This is a genomic window from Fibrella aquatilis (genome assembly GCF_017353255.1).
GTDB lineage: Bacteria > Bacteroidota > Bacteroidia > Cytophagales > Spirosomataceae > Fibrella > Fibrella aquatilis.
The window spans coordinates 1-23,682 of record NZ_JAFMYU010000004.1 but is presented as its reverse complement, the minus strand read 5'-3'; the positions used below and the strand labels follow the sequence as shown (position 1 = coordinate 23,682).

Genomic DNA, 23,682 nt, shown 5'->3' with positions numbered 1-23,682 from the left:
AGTCAGTACCCATACCACTCGCCCCACCAGGCGCGGAGGGTTTTGCGGATATCGTTTTCGCGCGGGTTTTGGCCGGGTTCATAGAGTTTGTGGCCTTCCAGCTCGTCGGGGAGGTAGTTCTGCTGGCTGAAATTGCCGTTGTAATCGTGGGCATACTGGTAGCCTTTGCCGTAGTCCAACTGCTTCATCAGCTTGGTAGGGGCGTTGCGTAGGTGCAGCGGCACGGGCAGGTGGGCCGTTGTTGAGGCCAATTCCATTGCGGCGTCAATAGCCACGTAGCTCGCGTTGCTCTTCGGCGACGTGGCCAAATACACCGCCACCTGCGAGAGAATGATGCGGCCTTCGGGCATGCCGATCACGCGGATCGCCTGCATGGCTTCGGTGGCCATAATCAGAGCCGTGGGGTTGGCATTGCCAATGTCTTCCGACGCCAGGATCAGCATCCGCCGGGCAATGAAAACGGGGTCTTCGCCCGCCACCAGCATCCGGGCCATCCAGTAGAGCGCCGCGTTGGGGTCCGAGCCGCGCAGCGATTTGATAAACGCCGAAATGATGTCGTAATGCTGCTCGCCCGACTTGTCGTAGCGGGTAATGTTCTGCTGCGCCACGCTCGTGACATACTCGTCGGTGACGACCAGTTCGTCGGTGCCGACGTGGTTCAACACGACCAACTCAAGCAGGTTAAGCAGCTTTCGACCATCACCACCCGACAGCCGCAACAGCGCGTCGTACTGCTCCATACGCACCGGGCGTTGTTTTAATACCGTATCATTTCGCAGTGCCCGGTCCACGAGTAGCACCAGGTCGTCGCGGTCCAGGGCCTCCAGCACGTAGACCTGACAGCGGGAGAGCAGGGCACCATTTACTTCAAACGACGGGTTCTCGGTGGTGGCCCCAATGAGCGTGATCTGCCCTTTTTCTACGGCCCCCAACAAGGCGTCCTGCTGCCCTTTGTTAAACCGGTGAATCTCGTCGATGAACACCACGGGCGGGAACATACCGGAGGGCCGGGCCAGCACGTCGCGGATCTCTTTTACCCCGGCATTGATGGCGCTGAGGGCCACAAATGGGCGTTTTACGGCCTCGGCCAGGAGCAGGGCCAGGGTGGTTTTGCCCACGCCGGGTGGGCCCCACAAGATCATGGATGGCAACCGCCCCGACGCCACGGCCATGCGCAGTGACCCGCCGGGACCAATCAGCTTTCGTTGTCCAATCACCTCGTCCAGCGTGCGTGGCCGAATCCGTTCGGGCAGGGGAATCGTGGCTGTATTCATACCACAAAGGTACCAAAACGAACGGGGCCAGTCGGTCGAACCGCTGGCCCCGCAAGGGAGATTTAGGAATAGAGCAAAGAGTCAAAATGAGAAGCAAGAGATGAGAAGCAAGAAATAAGACTTTGTTTGCGGACAGATGCTATCTTGTCTCTTGCCTCTCACCTCTTGGCTCTACATTATAGCAGCACATTGTCTGTAGAAACGTGCTTTTTAAGGTTGCAGAGGGCACCGAAGATCAGGTTATAGACCGACTGGATATTGATATTCATCATCTTCGAGATCTCTTCGTTACCCATGTTCTCGTAGAACTTCAGGTAAACGGCCTCACGCTGACGGCGGGGCAGGCGTTCCATGGCGCGGCCCAGGCAATCGTTGATGTGTGTCTCTTCTTCAATGTGCACCAGCGTCATCTCGTGCGACCGGTCGCTGTCGGTGAAGCCTTCGCCGGGGCGCAGGTCATCGGGGTTGCAGAATTTCTGGTCGGCGGTGATGTGACGAACGAGTTTCCGTTTGATGGAAGCCATCAGGTAGAACCGGACCGACGTAGTAGGACCAATATTTTGCCGGTGCCGCCAGAGTTCCACAAACAGGTCGTGAATACAGTCTTTGATCAGTGCCCGGTCGGGCGAAAAGTGAACGCAATAATGAAAAAGCACATTGACGTATTCCTGATAGAGTAGAGCAAAGGCAGACTGATCGCCACCTCTGAATTCATCCCACAGTTTAACTTCGTCGATTTTGGGCGTATTGCGCTGACGGGCCATTGTTTTATGAATGAGTTAGTTGAGAGTTCACCGTAAACTTAGTATCGGTGCGTTTATATCTATAGGGAAAGTACAAAAAAATAGTACCTGAATTCAACAATGTACAAATAGCGCAATAGATGGAAAGAATTGTACAGAATTAGGTTGCTCTCTGTGACAAAAAGACGTCTACTTAGCCAGAGTTAGCGGCGTGAATTTGAACTGCTGCCCGTCGAATAGACCCTTGTCGCTTAATTTCAATGAGGGGATAACCAGCAGTGCCATAAACGAAAGCGTCATAAAGGGCGCGCCCAGCGTACTGCCCAGCGTATGTTTCACAAAGTGGTCAAGTTCGGCATATTGCGCAGCCACGTCATAGCCGTCTACGTCGGTCATGAGGCCCGCCACGGGCAGGGGCAACAGCTTTTTGATGTGTAATACTGTACTATCTTGACTCACCACATCGACCGCCGACAGGCCTCCCCGCGCCATAATCACCGCATTGACGGCATGACAAAGGCTGTCATCGTCGCAACCCACGGCCGTGATATTGTGCGAATCGTGCCCCACCGACGAGGCAATGGCTCCGTGTTTTAATCCGAAATTTTTGATGAAACCAACCGATACCGGGGCATCGGTGTAGCGATTGACCACGGCAATCTTGAGCAGATCACGGCTAGGGTCGGCCACGTAGGCACCGTTCCGGACGGTTCCGTCCAGGTGCAATTCATTGGTAATGAGTTGACCATCAATGGCTTCGATCACCCGTAGCTGACCGTAGGGGCGGTGGGCAGGTACCCAGAAATCGGCTGGTTCTTTGGGCGAACAGGCAAACTGATTCACGTACTCAGAGCGCAGGTCGGGCAGGAGCGACTGCCCGTGCTGAGCCACGATGTTTCCGTTGATGATGGTTTCGAGCACTCGGAAGCTGGTCAGGTCAGCCACCACAATATAGTCGGCGGGGTCGCCTTCGCGGAGAAGACCCACGTTGAGGCGGTAGTGCAAAATAGGGTTGATACAGGCGGCCCGCAACACGTTCCAGCGGTTATAACCCGCCGTAATAGCTCTGACAACTAGCTGGTTAATGTGTCCTTCGGCCAGTGTATCGGGGTGTTTGTCGTCAGAACAGAACATGACCAACTGTGGAAACTCGTCGATGAGTGGAATGAGGGCATCGAAGTTTTTGGCCGCGCTACCCTCCCGAATCAGGATGTTCATGCCCCGCCGGGCTTTGTCGAGACCTTCGTCGTAGGTGGTGCATTCGTGGTCGGTTTCAATGCCCGCGTCGATGTAGCGTTGAGCATCGTTGCCGCGCAGGCCGGGGGCATGGCCATCCACGGGCTTGCTGAAGGCTTTGGCGTACGCGATCTTCATCATTACGTCGGGGTCTTCATTCAGCACACCGGGGAAATTCATCATCTCGGCCAGATAGCCAATGTCGCGCAGGCCAAGCAAATAACGCACGTCTTTCACGCTGATAACGGCCCCGGCGGTCTCAAACGTGGTAGCGGGTACGCAGGAGGGTGCCCCAAAGCAGAATTTAAACGGTGTGCGCTGGCCGTCGGCCAGCATATATTCCACGCCCGGTACGCCCAGCACATTGCCAATTTCGTGGGGGTCCGACACCGTGGCTATCGTACCATGCACCACCGCCAGCCGGGCAAACTGAGCGGGTGTCAGCAGCGAACTTTCTATATGGACGTGGGCGTCGATGAAGCCGGGCAGGATATAAGGCTCTTCGGGCCGTTCGGGGCCGAGGCGGTCAATGCGGAGAATACGGCCGTGGTCGAGGTGGATGGTTCCATAATAGATCGACTTATCGAATAAATTCAGAATGTTGGCCGTAAGCATATACAGATGGGTGGGGTTCGGAAGTCAAATGTTTACATTGGCTGGTAGATAACCAAACGAAACCGTAAAGTTTTAGCCTACGTAACAGTAGGTATACCAAACTGGCCCACTGCTTTTTTACCAATAGTCTTATTCAGGCAATCTTCATGCCCATGCCAGACCAGATTCTTAAATTACAGTCTACCGACAATGTGATTGTGGCGCTCCAAGATTTGCCCGCTGGTGGGCAGGTGTCGCTGGGGGCAGAAACTTATACGCTGCCCAATGGTGCCCGCGCCAAGCACAAATTCATGACCGAAGACCGCCAGCCCGGCGACCCCGTGCGGATGTATGGCGTTACGGTGGGGCGGGCCACGCAGCCCATTGCGCGGGGCGAAATGATCACTACGTTCAACCTCAAACACGAGGCCGATGCCTATGGCATTGACAAACGCCACCCCTATACGTATGAGGCCCCTGACGTATCGGCGTTCGCCGGAAAAACCTTTATGGGCTACCCCCGCGCCGACGGCCGGGTGGGTACGCGCAACTACTGGCTCGTGATTCCGCTGGTGTTTTGTGAAAACCGCAATGTGCTGATGATGAAAGAGGCCTTTGAGCGCGAACTGGGCTACGGTCAAACCGACCGCTACCGCGATCAGGTGCGTGAACTGTTGCACCTTTACCAGCATGGGCAGATCGAAGTGATCAAAAAGATGCAGCCCTTTGTAGATGCCGAGCAGAACAAAACGCTGACGCAGGCCCCCGAAAGGCCCTTCAAAAACGTGGATGGTATCCGATTCCTGACCCACGAGATGGGCTGCGGCGGCACCCGACAAGATTCGGCCATGTTGTGCGAATTGCTGGCGGGCTACATCAACAACCCCAACGTGGCCGGCGCTACCGTGCTAAGCCTGGGGTGCCAGCACTTACAGGGCGACATGCTCGTCCACGCCGTAAAACGCCAGAATCCGCACGGCAAAAAGCCCATGCTGATTTATGAGCAACAGGCCGGTACCGAGTACGATATGCTCTCGCAGGCCATTAAAGAAACGTTTCTGCACCTGATTGACATAAACAAAATCGAGCGGCAGCCCGCGCCCCTGAGTCAGCTATGTGTAGGACTGAAATGCGGTGGGTCCGACGGATTTTCGGGTCTGTCGGCCAACCCCGCCATCGGGCATTTGTCCGACGTGCTGGGGGCGTTGGGCGGGCGCACGGTGCTGGCCGAATTTCCCGAACTCTGCGGGGCCGAACAAAACCTGATCGACCGGATGCGCGATGATGCCCAGGCCGAGAAGTTCATTGGCCTGATGGAAACCTACGCCGCCCAGGCCGAAGCCGCCGGGTCGGGGTTCGACATGAACCCCTCGCCCGGCAACATCAAAGACGGGCTGATCACCGACGCCATCAAGTCGGCGGGGGCGGCCAAGAAGGGGGGGCTAGCCTGGGTGGCCGACGTGCTCGATTACGCCGAACCGATCACCGCGCCGGGTCTGAATCTGCTTTGTACACCGGGCAACGACGTGGAAGCCACTACGGGCATGGCGGGGTCGGGGGCTAACCTGATCTTGTTTACCACGGGCCTGGGCACCCCCACGGGCAACCCTATTTGTCCCGTCGTAAAAATATCGACCAACACCGCCCTACAAACCCGGATGCCCGACGTAATTGACTTCGACAGCGGCCCGATCATTCGCGGTGAGCAGACCATTGAACAAAACGGCGACGCCCTCCTCGACTGGCTCATTGGCCTGGCCTCCGGCACCTACCTGACCAAAGCCGAACAACTCGGACAAAACGATTTCATCCCCTGGAAACGGGGGGTTTCCCTTTAAAAATTTACGACTTACGATGTACGATTTACGATTTGTTGCTGACGCACGAATCTTCGTATTAGCAATATTCGTGCGTCAGCAACAAATCGTAAATCGTACATCGTAAGTCGTAAATCACATTCATGTTCTCACTTCAAAACAAGACAGCCATCGTGACGGGTGGGGCTAGTGGCATTGGGCTAGCTATTTGCCGGGCGTTTGTGCAGGCCGGGGCGCACGTGCATGTGCTGGACCGGTCAATGGATAACCCAGAGACCCTCTTTACCGCTATTAGCCACAATGCTGGTGGTGTGTCGCTCCATGCCGTCGACGTGACGGATCAGGCCGACGTGCAGCGTGTGATCGGTGAGATAGCCGGCGAAGGACCGGTACATATACTGGTCAACAACGCTGGTATTGCCCACATCGGCAACGCCGAGACCACCACCGAAGCCGACTTTGACCGGGTATTTTCGGTGAACGTGAAGGGCGTATATAACTGTCTGAACGCCATCTTGCCCCATATGCGGGCTGCGGGTGGCGGGGTGATCCTAAATATGGCTTCCATTGCTGCCACGCTGGGTCTGAACGACCGTTTTGCCTATTCTATGAGCAAAGGTGCCGTGCTGAGCATGACGCTGTCGGTGGCCAAAGATTATTTGCCTCACAACATCCGCTGCAACTGCATCAGCCCAGCGCGGGTGCATACGCCGTTTGTGGATGGGTTTATTGCCAAAAACTATGCTGGCAAGGAGGCCGAGATGTTCGACAAACTGGCAAAAGCACAACCCATTGGCCGCATGGGTACCCCCGACGAGATTGCCGCCCTGGCCCTCTACCTCTGCTCCGACGAGGCGGGTTTCGTCACCGGCTGCGACTACCCCATCGACGGCGGCGTGGTACGGCTGAGTACGTAGTACCACCCGCAACGGCGGACCGCCCCTCCCCCTCCTTACCAAGGAGGGGGGAGGGGCGGTCCGCCGTTGCGGGTGGTGATCATTCACTTTTTAACAGCTTCACGGTGCGCTGGCGCTGCGTATCGTATTGAATACGAAGCACATACACGCCGCTTGGCAGTGTCTCGCCGAAAGTAATAGTCTGGTCGGCTTTGGCCGTGCCGAGGCGCAGATGGGTTTTCCCGGTCAGGTCAACCACGGTCATGGCCTGTACGGAGCGTTCGGTGGTGAACGAAAACTGGTCGCGGGTAGGGTTGGGGTAGACCACGTTGTCGGCTGTTTCGGCGGCGGCGATGCGGGCACCGGGCGCACAAACCGTTACCGATTTGCAAATCTGCTGATACCAGGGCGACACCGAATAGTTGACCCCCACGCACACCTGCCCACCCGTAAACGACGGTCCGAAATTGATGGTGGCCCGCCCCGGCTGCGTGGGCGTGATGCTCTGCGTAGACCCGTTTACCCACCATGAAAAGGCCGTGGCATTGGTCATCTTCGCCGCGCTCAACGTATAGCTTTTTATGTCATTAATCCGGGCACAGTCGGCACCAAGCAGATCGCCGGTGGGTGGCGGCGGGGGCGGGGTACTGCCGGATTTTATGGTGATCGTGACGGTGGCCGACGTAGTCGTAGCGCCTTTATTATCAGTGGCTTTGGCCGTGAGGGCATAGGTGCCCGCCGTTACGTTAGTCCAGTTGTAGGCGTAGGGTGTGGCGAGGCTTTCCCCCAGTTTCGTGGCTCCGCTAAAGAACTCGACTTTGGCAACGGTACCGTCGGCATCGGCGGCGTTGGCGGTTAGAGCAACGGTGGCGGGGGCCGTAAACGTGGCGTTGTTGGCCGGGCTGCTGAGGGCCACCGTGGGAGCTTGATTACCCGGCGGGGGCGGTGTGGTGGTAGCCCAGCTATCGGCGGGGCTGAGCAGGTGATTTTTCACCCACGTACCCGACTCGGAGGTGTTGTTCCAGCCGCCGTTGCCACACGCACCGGGGTTCAACGCCGCCGACGATTCGGCTTTGTCGGCGAAACTCCAGTTGCACCAGCTCACTTTCTGACCCGACGTGTTTTGCCCGGCAAACAGGTCCAGCCACTTTTGGGCGTTGGTGTAATCGTTGCCGCCATTGCCCGAATAATTGCTTGTGCCCCATTCCGACACGAAAATGGGCAGCGTCTTCATCACGTCGTCCATATACGCTTGCGTGTAGTGCGACCCGGCGTAGAAGTGGAACGTGTAAAGCACGTTGGCGGCGTTGGCACCCGTCAGAGGATTAGCCCGCACGTCGCCGGGCGTACCCGACCAGGTGGGGGTACCAACCAGGATAATGGCCTGACTGTCGTATTGGCGAATGACGGGAATAACCTGGTCGGCGTAGGCTTTTACGGTGTTCCAGTCTACGCCGTTGGGTTCGTTGCAGATTTCGTAGATGACGTGTTTTTTGCCCGCGTGTTTCTGCGCATTTGCCCCAAAAAATGCTTTGGCGTCGCTCAGATGCACATTTGGGTCGCCGGGGTTAAGCACGTGCCAGTCGATGATGCAATAAATGCCCGCCTGCCCGGTCCAATCGACCAGCTGATCAACCTGCGCCTGAATGCCGGTTTTGTTCGACAGGTAGCCGCCTTCGTCTACGTACATGGCGGCCCGGAAAACGTCGGCACCCCACTGCGTAGCGAGGGCCTGCACCGATGCCTGCGAATAGCAGTTGCCAAACCATTGCAGACCATGCGAACTCATACCCCGCAGTTGAACGGGGTTGCCCGCCGCATTACAAAGTTGCCGGTTCAGTACTTTAAGCTGCCCATTGGCCGCAACAGGCGTTGGTGATTGGGCCATCAGGCCGCTGAATACGCTTAAAAAAAGCGCACTAATCAGGCTAAAACGAGTGGTAAAGCGTATCATAACAACGTCGATTTAGGACGGCAACACCAACCGGCGTGCTTATGCTAAATCTATGAATTCGGCTTTATAATCCAATAGGTTATCACGTATCCGGTCAGGTGAATGGAGTAGTGGGACGTCACACATAGATCATTTTTCGGGTCATGCCGCCGTCGATGATGAAGTTCTGTCCGGTAATAAAATCGTTGGCATCGTCGAGCAGAAACAGGATCATCCGGGCAATGTCGGCGGGGCGACCCACGCGCCCGGCGGGGTGTTGGCTGTGGTCAGCGGTGCTGAGTTTTTCCGCGTCCGGGTGGCCGGTTTTCAGGCCCGACACGTCGATCCAGCCGGGGCTGATGCAGTTGGCGCGTACATCAGGGCCGAGACTCATGGCGAGCGAGTGCGTGAGAGCAAAAATGCCGCCCTTCGAGGCCGAATAACCAAACGTGTCTGGCTCAGACTGGAACGCCCGCGTTGAGCAAAGGCTGATAATGGTCCCCCGGTTTTCGCGCAGGTGCGGCACGGCGTATTTGGCGCACAGAAAAGCCCCCGACAGGTTCACACCAATGGCCTCGTTCCATTCGGCAAAAGTCAGTTCGTCAAGCGATTTTTCCTGCATCACGGCCGCGTTATTGATAAGTGCGTCGATGCGGCCAAAGTGCTTTACCGTATCGGAAACGGCCTTTTTAACCGACTTTTCGTCCGATACGTCGCAGCGCAGAAACTGCGCGTCGGGGAGGGCTGCGGCCAGTTCGGTTTGTACTTCGGCGAGGGCGTCGGGGTTGTTTTCCCAGATCGAAACAGCGTAGTCGTGATTGAGCAAAAACTCGGCGGTAGCGCGGCCAATACCCTGCCCGGCTCCGGTGATGATGACGGTTTTCTTATCCATGCCGGTAAAACAAGTGGCGGTATGAAGTAGGTTATGGAGTCTGAGCGTGTAGCGGTATCTTTTCCGGCTTAGTTGCTTTGTTTCCCTATGAAACTATTCCGCTTTGGCCCCGACGGCCACGAACACCCCGGCGTGCTGCTGCCCGATGGTCGCCACATCGACGTGACGCATTTTGGAGGCGATTTTGACGAAACATTTTTCGAGACCGACGGCCCCGCCCGCCTGGCGCATTGGCTCACCGCCCACGCACCCCACTGCCCCGACGTGCCCGCTGATTCGCGCTTTGGCCCCTGTTTGAAACGCCCGTCGAAGATCATTTGCGTGGGCCTCAACTACGCCAAACACGCCGCCGAAACCGGGGCTACGCCCCCCGCAGAGCCGATTTTGTTTTTCAAAGCCACCACCTCACTCTGCGGACCCAACGACAATGTGGTGATACCCAAGCGCTCTGAAAAGACCGACTGGGAAGTGGAATTGGCCGTGGTCATTGGCAAGCGGGCGAGCTACGTGGCGCTTGACGATGCCTTGGACTATGTGGCAGGCTATGCCGTGCTGAACGACTACAGCGAACGGGCATTTCAACTGGAGCGCGGCGGGCAGTGGGACAAAGGCAAAGGCTGCGACACCTTCGCGCCGCTGGGTCCCTACCTGGTCACGGCAGACCAAGTTTCTAACCCCAATGCCTTGAACCTCTGGCTAAGCGTAAACGGCGAAAAACTCCAGGACTCAAACACCGACGATATGATTTTCGACGTACGCACCCTCGTCAGTTACATCAGCCAATTCATGACCCTGCTTCCCGGCGATGTCATCTCCACCGGTACTCCCTCTGGTGTTGGCCTGGGCTTTAAACCACCCCGCTACTTGAAGCCCGGCGACGTAGTAACCCTGGGCATCGAGGGGCTGGGTGAGCAGCAGCAGATGGCGGTGTCTTATGAATGAGGACGTTGGATAATGGATGCTGGACATTGGACATTGAACGCTGGTTATAAGTTACTTAACGTAGTCCAGTGTCCAATATCCAACGTCTATCATCCATTTTCCAACGTCCTCAAAGTTGTTTTTGGCCAGGCGTTCTCTAAATACGCGGGTCTGACGCTGGAAGGAATTTACTTGACTTGTCCATTGGTCAAACTTTTCTTTCGAACAAAAATCAAAATCTTTATCCAGGATAATTTGCGTTTCCAATTCGCAGGAAGATCCAATTGAAATGTCTAAAAAATGAATTAGTTGGGCGTTTGTTCCTCTGCCACACCCCTCTGCAATGTTAGATGGTATTGAAACAGAAGATATCTTCATTTGTGATGTGAGTCCAAAAACTTCTTCACGAGGAAATTCTTTGGTGATTTGGTAAGAGAAACGAGCAATATCCATGGCTTGCTGCCATATCCTAAGTTCCTTAAAGTTGTGCATTATGATACGGTGGTTAAATCATTCAAATCTAGTGTAAAGGATTGTCCAACGTCCAACATCTAACGTCCTTCCATGACCATCGACGCACACCAACATTTCTGGGTTTATAACCCCGACCGTGACACCTGGCTCACCGACGAGATGGCCGTGTTGCGGCGTGATTTCATGCCGGCCGATCTGGAGCCTGTTCTTCGTGCCAATGGCATAGACGGGTGCGTGGCTGTGCAGGCCAGTCAGTCTGACGAAGAGACCTTGTTTCTGGTTAATATGATGCAGGCCTATGGTTTTGTCCGGGGCGTGGTGGGTTGGGTCGATTTGCAGGCCAACGATATCTACGACCGGCTGGAGGCTTATTCGCAGTATGAAGAGATCCGGGGATTTCGGCACGTGGCGCAGGCCGAACCCGATGATTTCCTGACGCGCCCGGATGTTGTTCGGGGCATTCGGCAACTCGCCGCCTTCGATTTTACCTACGATATTCTCATCTACCCCAGCCAATTGAAAGCTGCGCTGCACCTGGTGCGGGCCATACCGGAGGTCAACTTCGTGATCGACCATCTGGCTAAGCCCGTGATTCGGAAGCAAGAGATCAGCCGCTGGTCGAACTTCATGGCCGAGATTGCCAAGCAGCCCAATGTATCGTGCAAAGTGTCGGGCATTGTGACCGAGGCCGACTGGCAAAACTGGAGCAAAGCCGACCTGTTTCCCTACCTCGACGTGGTCTTTGAACATTTCGGCCCTGACCGGCTCCTATTTGGTTCTGATTGGCCCGTTTGTCTTACCGCTGCTGACTATACGCAGGTGAAAACCGTAGTAGAAGAATACGTGTCGAAGTGGGGCGACGAGGCCCGGGCAAAGGTGTTTGGCGGCAATGCACAACGGTTTTACAAACTATAAAAAGCCATGAACCTGAACCTACAAGACAAAGTCATTCTCATCACGGGCGGGGCCAAGGGCATTGGCGAGGGCATTGCGCGGGTGCTGGTGGGGGAGGGTGCCACGGTGGCGCTGGTAGACCGTGACGAAGCCGCCCTGCAACAAACGCTTGCCAACCTGACCACTGGCGGTGGCCGGGCTATCGGGGCCGTTGCTGATTTAACCAGGCCCGACGACTGCCAACGGGCGGTAGATGATGTGCTGGCACAAACTGGCGGGCAGTTGCACGGGCTGGTCAACAACGCGGGCGTGAACGATGGCGTGAGCTTAACGTCAGGTAGTTACGATGCATTTATGACCTCATTGCACCGCAACGTAGTACATTATTACCTCATGGCACATCATGCCTTGCCCGCCCTGAAAATGTCGCGCGGGGCTATTGTGAATATCACTTCGAAAGTGGCTGAAACGGGTCAGGGGGGCACCTCGGCCTATGCCGCCGCCAACGGGGGACGTAATGCCCTCACCCGCGAATGGGCCGTGGAACTCCTGCCCAACGGCATTCGGGTCAACGCTGTGGTGGTGGCCGAATGCTGGACACCGCTCTACGAAAATTGGCTTAACACCCTACCCGACCCCGCCGCCAAATTGCAACAGATTACCGCCAATATTCCATTGGAAAACCGGATGACTACCCCCACCGAAGTTGCCAATACGGTTGCTTTCTTACTCTCTGACCGCTCCAGCCACACCACCGGCCAACTCATCCACGTGGATGGAGGCTATACGCATTTAGACAGAGCTATTTAACCTACTCCCATGACCCATCCCACCACTGCCACCACTGCCACTCCGACCGGCAACGTTAAGCTGGCGTTTGCACTCATTACGAGCCTGTTTTTCCTGTGGGCCTTTGTCCATAACCTGGAGCCGATCCTGATTCCACACCTGAAGAAAGCGTGTCAACTCACTGACTTACAGTCGGCCCTGATCGACTCGTCAGTGTATCTGGCTTATTTCATCATGGCTATTCCGGCGGGGTTGGTGATGCGGAAATACGGATACAAACAGGGTATTCTGATGGGATTGGGCCTGTACGTCATTGGCGCGTTGCTGTTTGTGCCAGCTGCCAACACCCGGCTGTATATGCTATTTCTGGGCGCGTTGTTTATCATTGCGTCGGGCTGTGCGTTTCTCGAAACGGCCGCCAACCCCTACGTTACCCTGCTAGGCCCGCCCGAATCGGCCACAACGCGGCTGAACCTAAGCCAGTCGTTCAACGGGCTGGGGTCGTTTGTGGCGCCGTTTTTGGGGGGTAAGTTCATCCTGAGCGGCGTTGAGCACACCCCCGCCGAACTAGCTGCCATGACGCCCACGGCGCTGAATCAGTACCTGCAATCGGAAGCCGATTCGGTCAAACTACCCTACATCATTATTGCGCTGGTAGTGCTGGCGGTGATGGCCTTTTTCATGTTTACCAAACTGCCCGCCGTGCAGGAGCAGGTAACCGGTCGGGTATCATCGTTGCGGTCGGCGTGGCGGCACCGGCATTTGTCGGGCGCGGTAATTGCCCAGTTTTTCTACGTCGGGGCGCAGGTATGCGTTACAAGTTTCTTTATCCGGTTTGCCAAATACACCAGCAATATACCCGAGAAACAGGCGGCTGCCTGGTTGGGTTATGCGCTGCTGGGTTTCCTGATCGGCCGGTTTGTGGGTACATACCTGACGCGCTTTATACCTGCAAACCGCCTGCTCATGATCTGCTCATTAGCCTGTATGGTGCTGTTGCTGGGGGCGCTCACGTTCAAGTCAGAACTGGCCGTGCTGGCGGTGTTCGCTGTGCCCTTCTTCGAATCTGTCATGTTTCCCACCATTTTCGCGCTGGGTATCAACAAACTGGGTCAGGACCGTGAGTTTGGTTCGTCGCTACTGGTGATGTCGGTGGCGGGTGGCGCGTTCTTTCCCCTGTTCATGGGCCTCATCTCCGACCAAAGCAATATCCAACTGGCCTACATTGTCCCCCTGCTATGCTTCCTGGTCGTAGCCTGGTACGGCTGGCGGGGGCATTTGGTGAAAGAGTGAATGGTGAAAGAGCGAAAGAGTGTGGTCCGACTGACGCGAGCGTACTCCAACCGGACCACACTCTTTCGCTCCTTCACTATTCACTCTTTCGCTCTTTCACAATTCGCTCTTTCACCACATGCTCCACGTCCTTGCTCTCGATTTAAAAGATGACCCGGCGCTAATTGCCGAGTATGAACACTACCACGCCACGATGCGGCCCGAAATAGAGGCTACGATCCGGGCGGCTGGCATCACCGGTATGGATCTCTACCGGGCAGGCAACCGGCTGGTGATGCTCATGGAGACCGACGATACATTTTCCTTTGAGCGAAAGGCGCAGATGGACGCCGACAACCCAATGGTGCAGGAGTGGGAAGCCCTGATGTGGACCTATCAACAAGCCCTGCCCTTTGCCCAGCCCGGCGAGAAATGGGTGTTGATGAAGCAGATTTACGCTTTGTAAACCTATAAGGAGAAGGAGACCTTATAGGTTGAGCTACAGCAGTCTACGCCGATGCAACCTATAAGGTTTCCTTTTCCTTATAGGTTTGAAAAATTATGACAAGAATACTTGACAATAAGGAAAACTTGTTTGATACTTGTGCTGTCAAACATACTTTACATCATCATGAACACACGCTTGTTATTTCCGCATCGTTACCGGCTTATTGGCTGGTTGATTTTCCTGCCGTCGGCTTTTGTGGGTCTGGTGAATCTGTATACAGCCGATGTGATAGGGAGGACTACAGATAGCACATCGGCACTCAACAATATGCTTAGCATTGCTCACGGCAATATGGTCGATGAGTTAGCCGGGATTGGCCTCATCGTTGGTCTTTTATTGATTGCTTTTTCAAAAGAAAAAACAGAAGATGAAATGATTAGTCAGCTACGCCTTAAAGCATTGCAATGGAGCGTATATGCCAACTATTTGATACTGGCTGTCGCTATTCTAACGCTATACGATGTAGCATTTTTCAACGTCATGATTTATAATATGTTCACCGTGTTGCTGGTGTTCATTGCGCGTTTTCGGTGGCTTATTTACAAGAATGATAAACTGCTGACGGCATGAAAAACAGACTCAAAGTGGCACGGGCCGAGCATAACCTGTCGCAGGCGGAACTGGCCGAACGGATCGGTGTGAGTCGGCAAACGATCAACTCCATCGAAACGGGCCGGTACGTGCCTTCAACCGTGCTGGCTCTTAAATTAGCCGCCGTATTTACCCAGTCAGTAGAGGCTTTGTTTAGTCTGGAAGATGTTGATTAACTGGTCATTACGCTACGCTCTAACGGCGCTGACTTTGCCATAGAAACTACGTTGTCGACACGGTCGTACGTCCAAACCATTCGGCGAGCCAGGGCGTTGGGGTATACGGTTACGCTAGTTTTTGTGTATCTCTCCTCGCCAGAGGTAGCCGTTGAAGGGGTGGCAAAACGAGTAGCTGCGGGCGGTCATAATATACCAGAGGCCGTTATTCGCCGTCGGTATGACCGGGCATTGCATAACTTGCTAACGCTATACATACCCGTCTGCGATTATTTCATCGTGCTAAACAATGGTGAAGAAGCTGTAATAGAAGTAGCTGCTGGTGGACTTGGTGAAGAAACGGTTGTTTTTGATCTAGACTGCTGGACGCAAATCATGAATCACGATGGATATTCAGAATAAGAAAGACCTTTCTGAGAAAGTATTGACAGGGTTTCGTCTGGCACACAAAAAGCTGGTTGAGCGGGCCAAGCGTGATGATGAGACGCTGGTGATTGTGCGGGATGGCAAGATCGTGCATGTGAAAGCCCGCGACCTGTAGGGTGCCTGCTGGGTAATGTTCGGGTAACAAACAGGCCGTAGGGTTGTTATTTCGCGAGACAACCCCCTATTTGCCCGCCATAAGACTATTCCGTTGACCAGCATCGATTTAACCACCTGCCGACTGCGTTCCTGGCGCGAGGGCGATGAAGAGGCCCTGTCGCGGCACGCCAGCAACCGCAACATCTGGAACTGGGTGCGCGATTTTTTTCCTTATCCCTATACCCTACGCGATGCCACCTCCTGGGTGCGCTCGAACAAAACGTATCAACTGCCTACTAACCTGGCCATTGAGGTCGACGGTGAGGCCGTGGGTAACGTGGGTTATACCGTTCGCGACGATCTCTACCGCTACAACGCCGAGGTAGGCTACTGGCTGGCCGAACCCTACTGGGGGCGGGGTATCATCACAGAAGTAATGCCCGTAATGGTCAACTACATCTTCAACAATACGCAGGTTAACCGGGTGTTTGCCTGCGTGTTAGATGGCAACATTGGCTCGATGAAAGTGCTGGAACGCGCCCACTTCCGGCACGAGGCCACGCTGCTGCAAGGGGCCATCAAGAACAACAAATTTGTGGACGAACACATCTACGCCATCCTGCGCGACGAGTACCTTCAGCAGCAGGGCCAACTTTCATAAACGCCCCGATTGTGGTTTCTTTGCGGGCCAGTTCAACGGAGATTCATGTCGAAAATAATCATTGCCATAGACGGGTATTCCAGTTGTGGGAAAAGCACCACGGCCAAAGCGGTTGCCGCCCGCATGGGCTATGCCTACATCGACACCGGGGCCATGTACCGCGCCGTGAGTTTGTACTTTCACCAGAACAGCGTTTCGCATACCGACCCCAGGGCCATTGCCACGGCGCTGGAAAACCTGCACGTATCGTTTAATTTCAATGAAAAGACGGGCCGCAATGAAACCTGCCTCAACGGGCTGAACGTGGAAGACGAGATCCGGAAAATGTACATTTCCAATATGGTCTCTGAAGTCAGCACCATCGTAGAAGTGCGGCGGGCTATGGTGGCGCAGCAGCAGCGCATGGGCCGCAAACGGGGCGTGGTCATGGACGGCCGCGACATTGGCACCAAAGTTTTCCCCGATGCTGAGGTGAAAGTGTTTATGACCGCCGACACCTTCATTCGGGCTAAGCGGCGGCAGGTGGAACTGCTCGAAAAAGGCGAACTCGTCAACCTCGACGACATTGTGCGCAACCTGGAAAAGCGCGATCATATCGACAGCACCCGCTCCGAAAGTCCGCTCACGCAGGCCGCCGATGCTATCCTGCTCGACACCTCGTTTATGATGATTGATGAGCAGGTGGAATGGGTGGTAGAACTGGCCGACCGGCACATTGCCAAGCTGCACCGCCGGGGTCATTTCGGGCGTGACCGCGAACCCTTCACTTCATGAGCGTGGCCGACGTGCTCGTGGTGGGGCAGGGGGTGGCCGGGTCAGTGCTGGCTCTCACGCTGGAACGCTACGGCTGCTCAGTCACGGTGGCCTCATCGGCAGCGTTACCGGCGGCATCGGCAGTAGCGGCGGGCATCGTGAACCCCCTCACGGGCCGGAAACTGGTGCGCACCTGGGAGGCTGACCGCCTGTTTCCCTATCTACATGAGTTCTACACCGCCGCCGAACAGCAGCTAAACCGGTCGTTTTTTACTCCGCTGTGCATCTACCGCCCGTATCGCGACGAGAAAGAGCGGTCTGACTATCAGGCCATTGCCGCTAACTCAGACCTGGCGGCGTACGTTGGCGAACCCGGCGACGAAACGGTCTACGGTGCTGTGGTCAGCAATCCTTATGGTGGGTTGCGCGTTACGCAGGCCGGTTGGGTCGATTTGCCCGCGTTTGTGGGAGCCGTGCGGGCGTATTTCGTAGCAAAAAACCGGTTCTTATCCGCTGACATTCAGTTAGATAGCCTGACTATTGGCGCAGACTCGGTGACGTATGCGGGCGTTCGCTACCGGTATGTACTCTTCTGCGAAGGCCCGCATGGCAAGGCTAATCCGCTGTTTTCGTACCTGCCCTATAACGTGGTGAAAGGCGAAATCCTGACTGCCACCGTGGCCGACTACCCCGTTCGGGATATCATCAACCAGGGCATTTTCATCATGCCCATTAACGCCACCACCATTCGTATTGGGGCTACGTATTCGTGGCATGAACTAGACTGGCAAACAACCGGGGCGGGGCGTACGTTTCTAGAGACAAAGGCCCGTGCGTTGCTGCGCATTCCGTTTACCGTTACCCAGCAGCAGGCGGGCATCCGGCCATCTACCAAAGACCGTCGCCCGTTTGTGGGTATACACCCTCAGTTGCCACGAATCGGTATTTTTGGGGGTATGGGTACCAAAGGCGTATCGCTCGCGCCCTACCTGGCCAATCACTTTGCGGGTGCCTTGTGGGCAGGGCAAGAAATAAATGAGGCCGTAAATATTAGCCGTTTTCATTCGTTATAAGTAAGTTACTCCAAAACGTTAGTTAGCTCGCTCAGTATGCGTCAGTTATATCTCCTTTTGTTGTGTTTGGGGCTGGGTACCGCCGCCGTTGCGCAGAATTACCCCTCGATGGAACAGTTCGGCAAAAACCGGATTCAATACCGCACCTTCGACTGGAAGATTGTGCGGACGTCGAACTTCGAAATTTATTTCTACGAAGACGGTGAGCAGATCGCCAACCTAGCCGCGCAGTACGCCGAATCAGATTTCGACCGCATCACCGAACTGCTGGGCTATACCCCCTACAACCGGATTAAGCTATTTCTGTATAATTCGCCCGAAGAACTGGCCCAAAGCAATATTGGCGCGGCACCCCTGGGCGATCTGAACCGCAAAGAAGTCGATTTGTCGAAATCGCGGGTTGAATTGGCCTTCACCGGCGATCAGGTCAGCTTCCGGCGGCAGCTGCTCCGCGACGTGTCGATGCTCTACGTCTATGACATGCTCTATGGGGGTAGCCTGAAGGATGCACTCCAAAGTTCGCTGTTGCTTACCCTACCCGACTGGTTTATGCCCGGCATGGCAGCTTACGTGGCCGAAGGCTGGAGTGCTGAACTGGACGACTACATCCGCGACGCATCGATCAACCGCCCCATCCGTAAACCGTCGAATCTGACGGGCATTGAGGCTGAGCGCGTAGGGCAGTCAATCTGGAATTACATCGGTCAGAAATACGGCCGCGACAATATATCGAACATCCTGAACCTGACCCGGATCATCCGCAACGAGCAGAGCAGCATTCAGAGCACACTGGGCATTCCCTACAACCGGTTCCTGCGCGACTGGCGCGACTACTATACTAATCAGGCAAGTCCGTTTACGGCTGCATTTAAAGCCAACCCTGACGATTTTCGAATTACGCTGTCGAATTCTAAAACGCCCGTTCAATTAAACAGCCTAAAATTAAGCCCCGACAAGCAGTACTTCGCTTATTCAACCGTTCGTGATGGCAAGTACAAGGTGGAAGTAGTCAACACGACCACCAAAAAATCATTCTCGATACTCAGCGGCGGCTATCGTCTGGATGGCATCAGCTACCGGCCCAACACCCCGTTGATCTCTTGGCAACGGGACAACCGGCTGGTGATTTTGGTAGAAGAGCGCGGGCATCCATACCTATATATATATGCAGATCTCGACAAGCGTCCCAAACTGGTGCTGAATCAGCAGATCAGCGGGCTGTCGCAGATCAGCAGCATCGATGCCTCGGTCGACGGGGGGAGTCTGATTTTGAGTGCCGTTCGCAAGGGACAAAACGATCTGTTTCTCTACAGCCTAAATCGCAACAACTACCAGCAATTGACCAACGATCTCTACGACGACCTGAACCCGCGCTTTGTGGGCCGGTCAGGTCGGCAGATCGTGTTTTCGTCGAACCGGTATCAGGACACGCTCAATGTAGACAAGGGGTCGTATAAGACCATCCGTGACCAGTTTAGTTTGTATGCCATGGAGGCCACACCCCGTACTACGTCAGTGCGACGCATTACCGACTCGCTGGCGCGGGCTACCATGCCCCTGCCCCTGAACGAGAATCAAGTCTATTATCTCTCTGACCGGAATGGCATCAGGACGCTCTACAAACGATCTATAGAGGAACAAACCGACGCCGTGGTGACGTCGTTGCCTACCAGCATCATGCACTACGACTACGTGCCAGCCAACGGCGGCTTTGTGTATAGCGCCATGCAAAATGGGGCCATACATATTGGTTTCCGGGCTAAACTCACCGAATCGTCCGCCGACGTACCCATGACCCAGCGGGCCATTAGTCTGGGGTTGAACGTGAAACCAGTGCCGAAAGCTGCTCCGGTTGCCCAACGTGACACCACGGCCGTGCCTCGTCGCGACACTGTGGCGGTGGCTAAGCCCCAGCCACAGAGCGCCGTTGCCCCCTCGCTGCCCCCCCGCATGACCCTGGCCCCCGGCGAGGTAGACACCGAGAATTACGAATTTGACCCCGACGTGCTGAAGGCGGCCGAGTACCGGCAGCGCCGCACGGCAGCCACCACGCTGGGCAGCACAACCACCCAAAGCCCTGGGCTGCCCCGTTCGCGGCGGCGTGAAAACGTGACTGTGCGGGGCCCGTTTAACTATAATGGCCTATTTGTGGCCAGCGATTCTAAGTCCGCATTTCGCGTAGACCCGATTCGGGGCTTTGGTTATTCGCAGAATATTGCCCTCAATGACTTGCTCGAAAACCACATTGTGAAGGCTGGTTTCTTTGTCACGTTTAACCAACTGCGTAATAGCGACCTCTGGTTTGAGTACCAAAACCTAACGCACCGGGTAGACTTTGGGCTGCGCGTAGACCGCAATACCCTTTTTGTCGATGCGAACGAATTCAGTCAGCGGTATCGGTATAATCGGGTAGCGCTGACGGCTTCGTACCCAATTTCGGTCAACACCCGGCTTAGCGTATCACCCAATTTCACCATGACGCGGCAAATTGATTTGTCGTTTCAGGGTAAGCCCGACCGGGTGTCGGACTATGCCGGTGCGCGGGCCGAATTGGTATTCGACAACACTAAAATTAATGGCATGAATATGCTGGAGGGCAGCCGGTTTAAACTCCGGTATGATAACTATGCCGGGCTGGCATCGTCGCGGGAATCATTCAACCGGATCACCGCCGACGTGCGCCACTACCAGCGCATCTACCGTGACCTGGTTCTAGCTCTGCGGCTATCGTACAGTCAGTCCGGTGGGGCAGCACCCAAAGAGAGCGTACTGGGTGGTATGGAAAACTGGGTCAATAACAGCAAAGAACCCACTAGCCGTAACCCCCTGCTACTGCCTGTTGGCTACAATGTGCGCAACGCGTTTTTCCTTGAATTCGTAGCACCGCTACGGGGTTTTGCCCTGGGTAAGGTTACGGGTACCAGCCATTTGCTGGCTAATGCCGAGCTTCGTTTTCCGCTGGTTCGGTTGTTGTACCAAGGTAATATCACCTCTAATTTCCTGCGTAATTTACAGTTTGTGGGCTTCAGCGATATTGGTACCGCCTGGACGGGCGGCAGTGGCCCACTCAGCCGGGAAAATAGTTTGAATACCACCGTGATTGAAGCTCCGGTTGGTAGTAGCAGCCCTTTCCGCGCCAAGGTGACCAACTTCAAAAACCCCTTCCTGATTGGCTACGGCGTGGGTGCCCGCACTATGCTGCTGGGCTACTATGTGAAGTTTGATTATGCCTGGGGCCTGGAAAACAATGTGGTCAACAAGCCTATTGGCTACTTGACGCTGGGGTACGATTTTTAACAAATGCCGTCTTTAATATTGTGAAAAAGCCCCGTGAGAACGGGGCTTTTTTTGTGAACATGCTGTTGAGATAAGCACGTAACTATAGCTGGTTACCGTATAAAGACTTAAGTAAAATAGGTGCCATCAATTACGATTTAGCTACTTGTTGGCTAATCTCTTTTGGCCAAAACGATTCGGAAGCATCCACCACTGGCGGGTTATTTGGCATAGTTTTAGCTTAACCCCCAAAACGCAGGCCCATCCAATGTTGGCTCACCGCCAGCCATATCTGTTGCGGGGTCGATAAAAGCCTCGCTAAGGGAAAATACCGTAATCAGCTTAATATGAGATCATTAACGATCTAAGTAACGAATCGAACTGATTAACTATCCCTTTGGCATAGTTTTAGATAAATAAGCATTGTGTAATTCATACAAGCCATTCAGTCTGGCCCCCGTGACTTTTACGGGTGGGGCAGTCGAAATAATTGGCTGCGCTTGTATGGAGGTCAATAGTGAGTTAACCGCCACAAATTAGTTGCAGATGAACGTAATCTCTACGCTGAAATCCGGCCTGATTCGGACGTATTCAGAACAGAACATGCCTCGGCGTTACGCCATGATTCCTGCCAACGGGAGTACACTGCTCCGTTTCATTTGGCAGGTGGCCGCACAACTGCTGTGCATACTGCCTGTGTGGCGGTTTTTTACTCAATATACACCAGCATTTCAGGCTACAGCGGCCCGGCGGGCTTTTGTACGAAGGCCATCTCACGAGGCTGATAAACCACCTCATCGAGCTGAACCCCCCGACAGGCGATCCAGATATATGCCGCTAGTCCAGTTTTTAAGCCTCTTAATAAGTCCACTTACAATGAATGATCGATCTTTACTTAATCAGGTCTGGCACCGAATAGGCACATATATGGCCTATTTGTTGGCTTTTTCAGCCATGTCAGTACCTCCTCAGCGCACAAGTGGGCTAAGGTTTTATCGCCAGATAATGCTGGCGGGGTTGCTGTCATTGACCGGGCTGCTTACTGGGGCATTTGCTCAAAGTAGCCAGGTCAATCTAAGCCTCACCAAATCTATCAGTAATGCCTCGCCTGCATTGGGCGAGGTCGTTACGTATACTGTAGCAGTTACCAACACCGGTTCGGCTACGGCCACAAGTGTGGTGGTAAGCGACTCGATGGCGCTGGGCTACAGTACCATGCAGTCGTCGACGGCTTCGGTTGGTACGTATAGTGCCACGGCTGCCACAGGGTTGGGCACCTGGACGATTGGTTCCATTGCTCCCAACCAAACCGTAACCCTGCTGGTGAAGGCGCGGGTAGACGCAGAGGGCGTGGCCTTCAACGCCGCCGAGGTGAAGTCGATGGATGGTACCGATGCCAACTCGATTCCCGGCAACGGCGATCTGCTGGAAGATGATTATGATAATGCCTGCTTCTCGGTACCCATTACCTGGTACCCTGGCGACGAGTATACGGTCGACAAGCCAACAGGCTTTACGAGTTTCACCTGGCTGGCCGGTGGCCAACCCATTTCAGCGTCGAGCACAGTAGCTAGCGTAGACGCCAACGGCAACCTGGTCATCAAAGGACCCGGCATTTTCTCGTTTGCGGCCACCCGCAATGCGTGCCCCGTCAGCAACTGCTGTAACATTATCGTTCAACCTGGCAGAACCGCAGGTTTGGGCAATTACGTCTTTGAGGATAAAAATGCTAACGGTCTCCAGGATGCAGGTGTCGATACGCCTATCCAGGGTGTGCTGGTCACGCTTTTCCAAAATGGTAGTGCCGTAGCGACAACCACCACCGATGCCACGGGCTTCTATAGTTTCACGGGTCTGACCCCCGGCAGCAGCAACAGCTATGCCGTTGGGTTTGCCACGCCAACCGGCTTCACCACTACCTCGCCGTTGGTAGGTAGCAATGGCGCGATTGATTCGGACGTCAACCCAGTTACGGGTAAGACTGCTTCAGTTACGTTGGCTCCCGGTGAGTTCAACCCTGATCTGGACGCTGGCTACATCAAGCCTGCTTCAATTGGCGACTACGTCTTTAACGATAAGAACAAAGACGGTGTGCAGAATGCGGGTGACACCCCCATTCCGGGTGTGCTCGTCACGCTCTACCTCAATGGGTCGGCCGTGGCCACCACCACCACCAACGGGTCGGGCCTCTACAGCTTTACGGGTCTGACGCCGGGCGTCAGCAACAGCTATGTCGTGGGCTTCACCCCACCGGCCAACTTCAGCACCACCACGCCGCTCTCAGGTACGGACAAGGCCCTGGACTCGGACGCTGATCTGCTCACGGGCCGCTCGGGCAGTGTGACGCTGACCTCAGGGGAGAACAACACCACCGTCGACGCGGGCTT

General features: G+C 55.0%; 22 protein-coding genes. 16 read left to right on the top strand and 6 right to left on the bottom strand.

The genetic code is table 11. The features are described 5' to 3' along the window. Positions 1–2: 2 nt before the first annotated feature. From J2I48_RS06300 to ade, 3 genes are all read right to left on the bottom strand, one after another. On the bottom strand, positions 3–1,274 hold the full coding sequence (locus J2I48_RS06300; protein WP_207334565.1) for a replication-associated recombination protein A: 1,272 nt from the start codon (positions 1,272–1,274) through the stop codon (positions 3–5). Positions 1,275–1,450: 176 nt separating this feature from the next. After that, positions 1,451–2,038: an RNA polymerase sigma factor gene (locus J2I48_RS06295; protein WP_207334564.1), complete on the bottom strand. Its 588-nt coding sequence runs from the start codon at positions 2,036–2,038 to the stop codon at positions 1,451–1,453. 168 nt (positions 2,039–2,206) lie between these two features. Then, complete coding sequence (gene ade, locus J2I48_RS06290) at positions 2,207–3,868, bottom strand: adenine deaminase (RefSeq protein ID WP_207334563.1); 1,662 nt, start codon at positions 3,866–3,868, stop codon at positions 2,207–2,209. Positions 3,869–4,020: 152 nt separating this feature from the next. Between ade and J2I48_RS06285 the strand changes: the two genes are divergently transcribed. Together J2I48_RS06285 and J2I48_RS06280 are read left to right on the top strand one after the other, a co-directional pair. Next, a complete protein-coding gene (locus tag J2I48_RS06285; RefSeq protein ID WP_207334820.1) occupies positions 4,021–5,685 on the top strand; it encodes a UxaA family hydrolase in 1,665 nt (554 codons plus the stop codon). 122 nt (positions 5,686–5,807) lie between these two features. Beyond that, entirely contained in the window at positions 5,808–6,581 is a 774-nt protein-coding gene (locus J2I48_RS06280) for an SDR family NAD(P)-dependent oxidoreductase (protein WP_207334562.1), read from the top strand. 79 nt (positions 6,582–6,660) lie between these two features. Here the strand turns inward: J2I48_RS06280 and J2I48_RS06275 are convergent, their stop codons facing one another. Continuing rightward, positions 6,661–8,514 (bottom strand): cellulase family glycosylhydrolase, encoded by a 1,854-nt coding sequence (locus tag J2I48_RS06275; RefSeq protein WP_207334561.1) that lies wholly within the window; start codon positions 8,512–8,514, stop codon positions 6,661–6,663. Between the two features lie 118 nt (positions 8,515–8,632). Further along, entirely contained in the window at positions 8,633–9,385 is a 753-nt protein-coding gene (locus tag J2I48_RS06270; RefSeq protein ID WP_207334560.1) for an SDR family oxidoreductase, read from the bottom strand. Between the two features lie 87 nt (positions 9,386–9,472). Between J2I48_RS06270 and J2I48_RS06265 the strand changes: the two genes are divergently transcribed. Then, the gene (locus tag J2I48_RS06265) at positions 9,473–10,327 is read left to right on the top strand and encodes a fumarylacetoacetate hydrolase family protein (protein ID WP_207334559.1); all 855 of its coding nucleotides are present in this window, start codon (positions 9,473–9,475) and stop codon (positions 10,325–10,327) included. A 51-nt stretch (positions 10,328–10,378) separates the two neighbouring features. On the opposite strand, the gene J2I48_RS06260 is transcribed toward J2I48_RS06265, so the two are convergent. Next, positions 10,379–10,798 carry a four helix bundle protein gene (locus J2I48_RS06260; protein ID WP_229375852.1) on the bottom strand — a complete coding sequence of 140 codons (420 nt, stop codon included), beginning with the start codon at positions 10,796–10,798 and terminating at the stop codon, positions 10,379–10,381. 72 nt (positions 10,799–10,870) lie between these two features. On the opposite strand from J2I48_RS06260, the gene J2I48_RS06255 reads away from it, so the two are divergent. The 13 genes from J2I48_RS06255 to J2I48_RS06195 all read left to right on the top strand — a co-directional run. Continuing rightward, on the top strand, positions 10,871–11,695 hold the full coding sequence (locus tag J2I48_RS06255; RefSeq protein WP_207334558.1) for an amidohydrolase family protein: 825 nt from the start codon (positions 10,871–10,873) through the stop codon (positions 11,693–11,695). A gap of 6 nt (positions 11,696–11,701) precedes the next feature. Then, entirely contained in the window at positions 11,702–12,484 is a 783-nt protein-coding gene (locus J2I48_RS06250; RefSeq protein WP_207334557.1) for an L-fucose dehydrogenase, read from the top strand. 9 nt (positions 12,485–12,493) lie between these two features. Further along, positions 12,494–13,756: an L-fucose:H+ symporter permease gene (gene fucP / locus J2I48_RS06245; protein WP_207334556.1), complete on the top strand. Its 1,263-nt coding sequence runs from the start codon at positions 12,494–12,496 to the stop codon at positions 13,754–13,756. A 118-nt stretch (positions 13,757–13,874) separates the two neighbouring features. Then, positions 13,875–14,201 (top strand): L-rhamnose mutarotase, encoded by a 327-nt coding sequence (locus J2I48_RS06240; protein WP_207334555.1) that lies wholly within the window; start codon positions 13,875–13,877, stop codon positions 14,199–14,201. A 165-nt stretch (positions 14,202–14,366) separates the two neighbouring features. Beyond that, on the top strand, positions 14,367–14,813 hold the full coding sequence (locus J2I48_RS06235; protein WP_207334554.1) for a hypothetical protein: 447 nt from the start codon (positions 14,367–14,369) through the stop codon (positions 14,811–14,813). Further along, the gene (locus J2I48_RS06230; protein ID WP_207334553.1) at positions 14,810–15,010 is read left to right on the top strand and encodes a helix-turn-helix transcriptional regulator; all 201 of its coding nucleotides are present in this window, start codon (positions 14,810–14,812) and stop codon (positions 15,008–15,010) included. Before J2I48_RS06235 ends, J2I48_RS06230 begins: the two co-directional genes overlap by 4 nt. Before the next feature lie 51 nt (positions 15,011–15,061). Continuing rightward, a complete protein-coding gene (locus tag J2I48_RS06225) occupies positions 15,062–15,412 on the top strand; it encodes a hypothetical protein (RefSeq protein WP_229375851.1) in 351 nt (116 codons plus the stop codon). Then, a complete protein-coding gene (locus J2I48_RS06220; protein WP_207334552.1) occupies positions 15,396–15,551 on the top strand; it encodes a DUF8506 family protein in 156 nt (51 codons plus the stop codon). The genes J2I48_RS06225 and J2I48_RS06220 overlap by 17 nt, the downstream gene beginning before the upstream one ends. A 93-nt stretch (positions 15,552–15,644) precedes the next feature. Then, positions 15,645–16,193 (top strand): GNAT family N-acetyltransferase, encoded by a 549-nt coding sequence (locus J2I48_RS06215; protein ID WP_207334551.1) that lies wholly within the window; start codon positions 15,645–15,647, stop codon positions 16,191–16,193. A 45-nt stretch (positions 16,194–16,238) separates the two neighbouring features. Further along, positions 16,239–16,967, top strand: coding sequence for a (d)CMP kinase (gene cmk, locus J2I48_RS06210; RefSeq protein ID WP_207334550.1), 729 nt, complete (start codon positions 16,239–16,241; stop codon positions 16,965–16,967). Then, the gene (locus tag J2I48_RS06205) at positions 16,964–18,019 is read left to right on the top strand and encodes an NAD(P)/FAD-dependent oxidoreductase (RefSeq protein ID WP_207334549.1); all 1,056 of its coding nucleotides are present in this window, start codon (positions 16,964–16,966) and stop codon (positions 18,017–18,019) included. The genes cmk and J2I48_RS06205 overlap by 4 nt, the downstream gene beginning before the upstream one ends. Before the next feature lie 36 nt (positions 18,020–18,055). Then, complete coding sequence (locus J2I48_RS06200; protein WP_207334548.1) at positions 18,056–21,316, top strand: hypothetical protein; 3,261 nt, start codon at positions 18,056–18,058, stop codon at positions 21,314–21,316. A gap of 933 nt (positions 21,317–22,249) precedes the next feature. Then, positions 22,250–23,682, top strand: a 1,433-nt coding sequence (locus tag J2I48_RS06195; RefSeq protein ID WP_207334547.1) for an SdrD B-like domain-containing protein, incomplete at its 3' end; no start/stop codon positions are given.

Excerpts from the sequence above, each read along its gene's own strand:
- J2I48_RS06280 (WP_207334562.1), top strand. The coding sequence starts at position 5,808 with ATGTTCTCACTTCAAAACAAGACAGCCATCGTGACGGGTGGGGCTAGT.
- J2I48_RS06295 (WP_207334564.1), bottom strand. The coding sequence starts at position 2,038 with ATGGCCCGTCAGCGCAATACGCCCAAAATCGACGAAGTTAAACTGTGG.
- J2I48_RS06265 (WP_207334559.1), top strand. The coding sequence starts at position 9,473 with ATGAAACTATTCCGCTTTGGCCCCGACGGCCACGAACACCCCGGCGTG.
- J2I48_RS06260 (WP_229375852.1), bottom strand. The coding sequence starts at position 10,798 with ATGCACAACTTTAAGGAACTTAGGATATGGCAGCAAGCCATGGATATT.
- J2I48_RS06255 (WP_207334558.1), top strand. The coding sequence starts at position 10,871 with ATGACCATCGACGCACACCAACATTTCTGGGTTTATAACCCCGACCGT.
- J2I48_RS06300 (WP_207334565.1), bottom strand. The coding sequence starts at position 1,274 with ATGAATACAGCCACGATTCCCCTGCCCGAACGGATTCGGCCACGCACG.
- ade (WP_207334563.1), bottom strand. The coding sequence starts at position 3,868 with ATGCTTACGGCCAACATTCTGAATTTATTCGATAAGTCGATCTATTAT.
- fucP (WP_207334556.1), top strand. The coding sequence starts at position 12,494 with ATGACCCATCCCACCACTGCCACCACTGCCACTCCGACCGGCAACGTT.
- J2I48_RS06275 (WP_207334561.1), bottom strand. The coding sequence starts at position 8,514 with ATGATACGCTTTACCACTCGTTTTAGCCTGATTAGTGCGCTTTTTTTA.
- J2I48_RS06285 (WP_207334820.1), top strand. The coding sequence starts at position 4,021 with ATGCCAGACCAGATTCTTAAATTACAGTCTACCGACAATGTGATTGTG.
- J2I48_RS06250 (WP_207334557.1), top strand. The coding sequence starts at position 11,702 with ATGAACCTGAACCTACAAGACAAAGTCATTCTCATCACGGGCGGGGCC.
- J2I48_RS06220 (WP_207334552.1), top strand. The coding sequence starts at position 15,396 with ATGGATATTCAGAATAAGAAAGACCTTTCTGAGAAAGTATTGACAGGG.
- J2I48_RS06240 (WP_207334555.1), top strand. The coding sequence starts at position 13,875 with ATGCTCCACGTCCTTGCTCTCGATTTAAAAGATGACCCGGCGCTAATT.
- cmk (WP_207334550.1), top strand. The coding sequence starts at position 16,239 with ATGTCGAAAATAATCATTGCCATAGACGGGTATTCCAGTTGTGGGAAA.
- J2I48_RS06270 (WP_207334560.1), bottom strand. The coding sequence starts at position 9,385 with ATGGATAAGAAAACCGTCATCATCACCGGAGCCGGGCAGGGTATTGGC.
- J2I48_RS06230 (WP_207334553.1), top strand. The coding sequence starts at position 14,810 with ATGAAAAACAGACTCAAAGTGGCACGGGCCGAGCATAACCTGTCGCAG.
- J2I48_RS06205 (WP_207334549.1), top strand. The coding sequence starts at position 16,964 with ATGAGCGTGGCCGACGTGCTCGTGGTGGGGCAGGGGGTGGCCGGGTCA.
- J2I48_RS06235 (WP_207334554.1), top strand. The coding sequence starts at position 14,367 with ATGAACACACGCTTGTTATTTCCGCATCGTTACCGGCTTATTGGCTGG.
- J2I48_RS06200 (WP_207334548.1), top strand. The coding sequence starts at position 18,056 with ATGCGTCAGTTATATCTCCTTTTGTTGTGTTTGGGGCTGGGTACCGCC.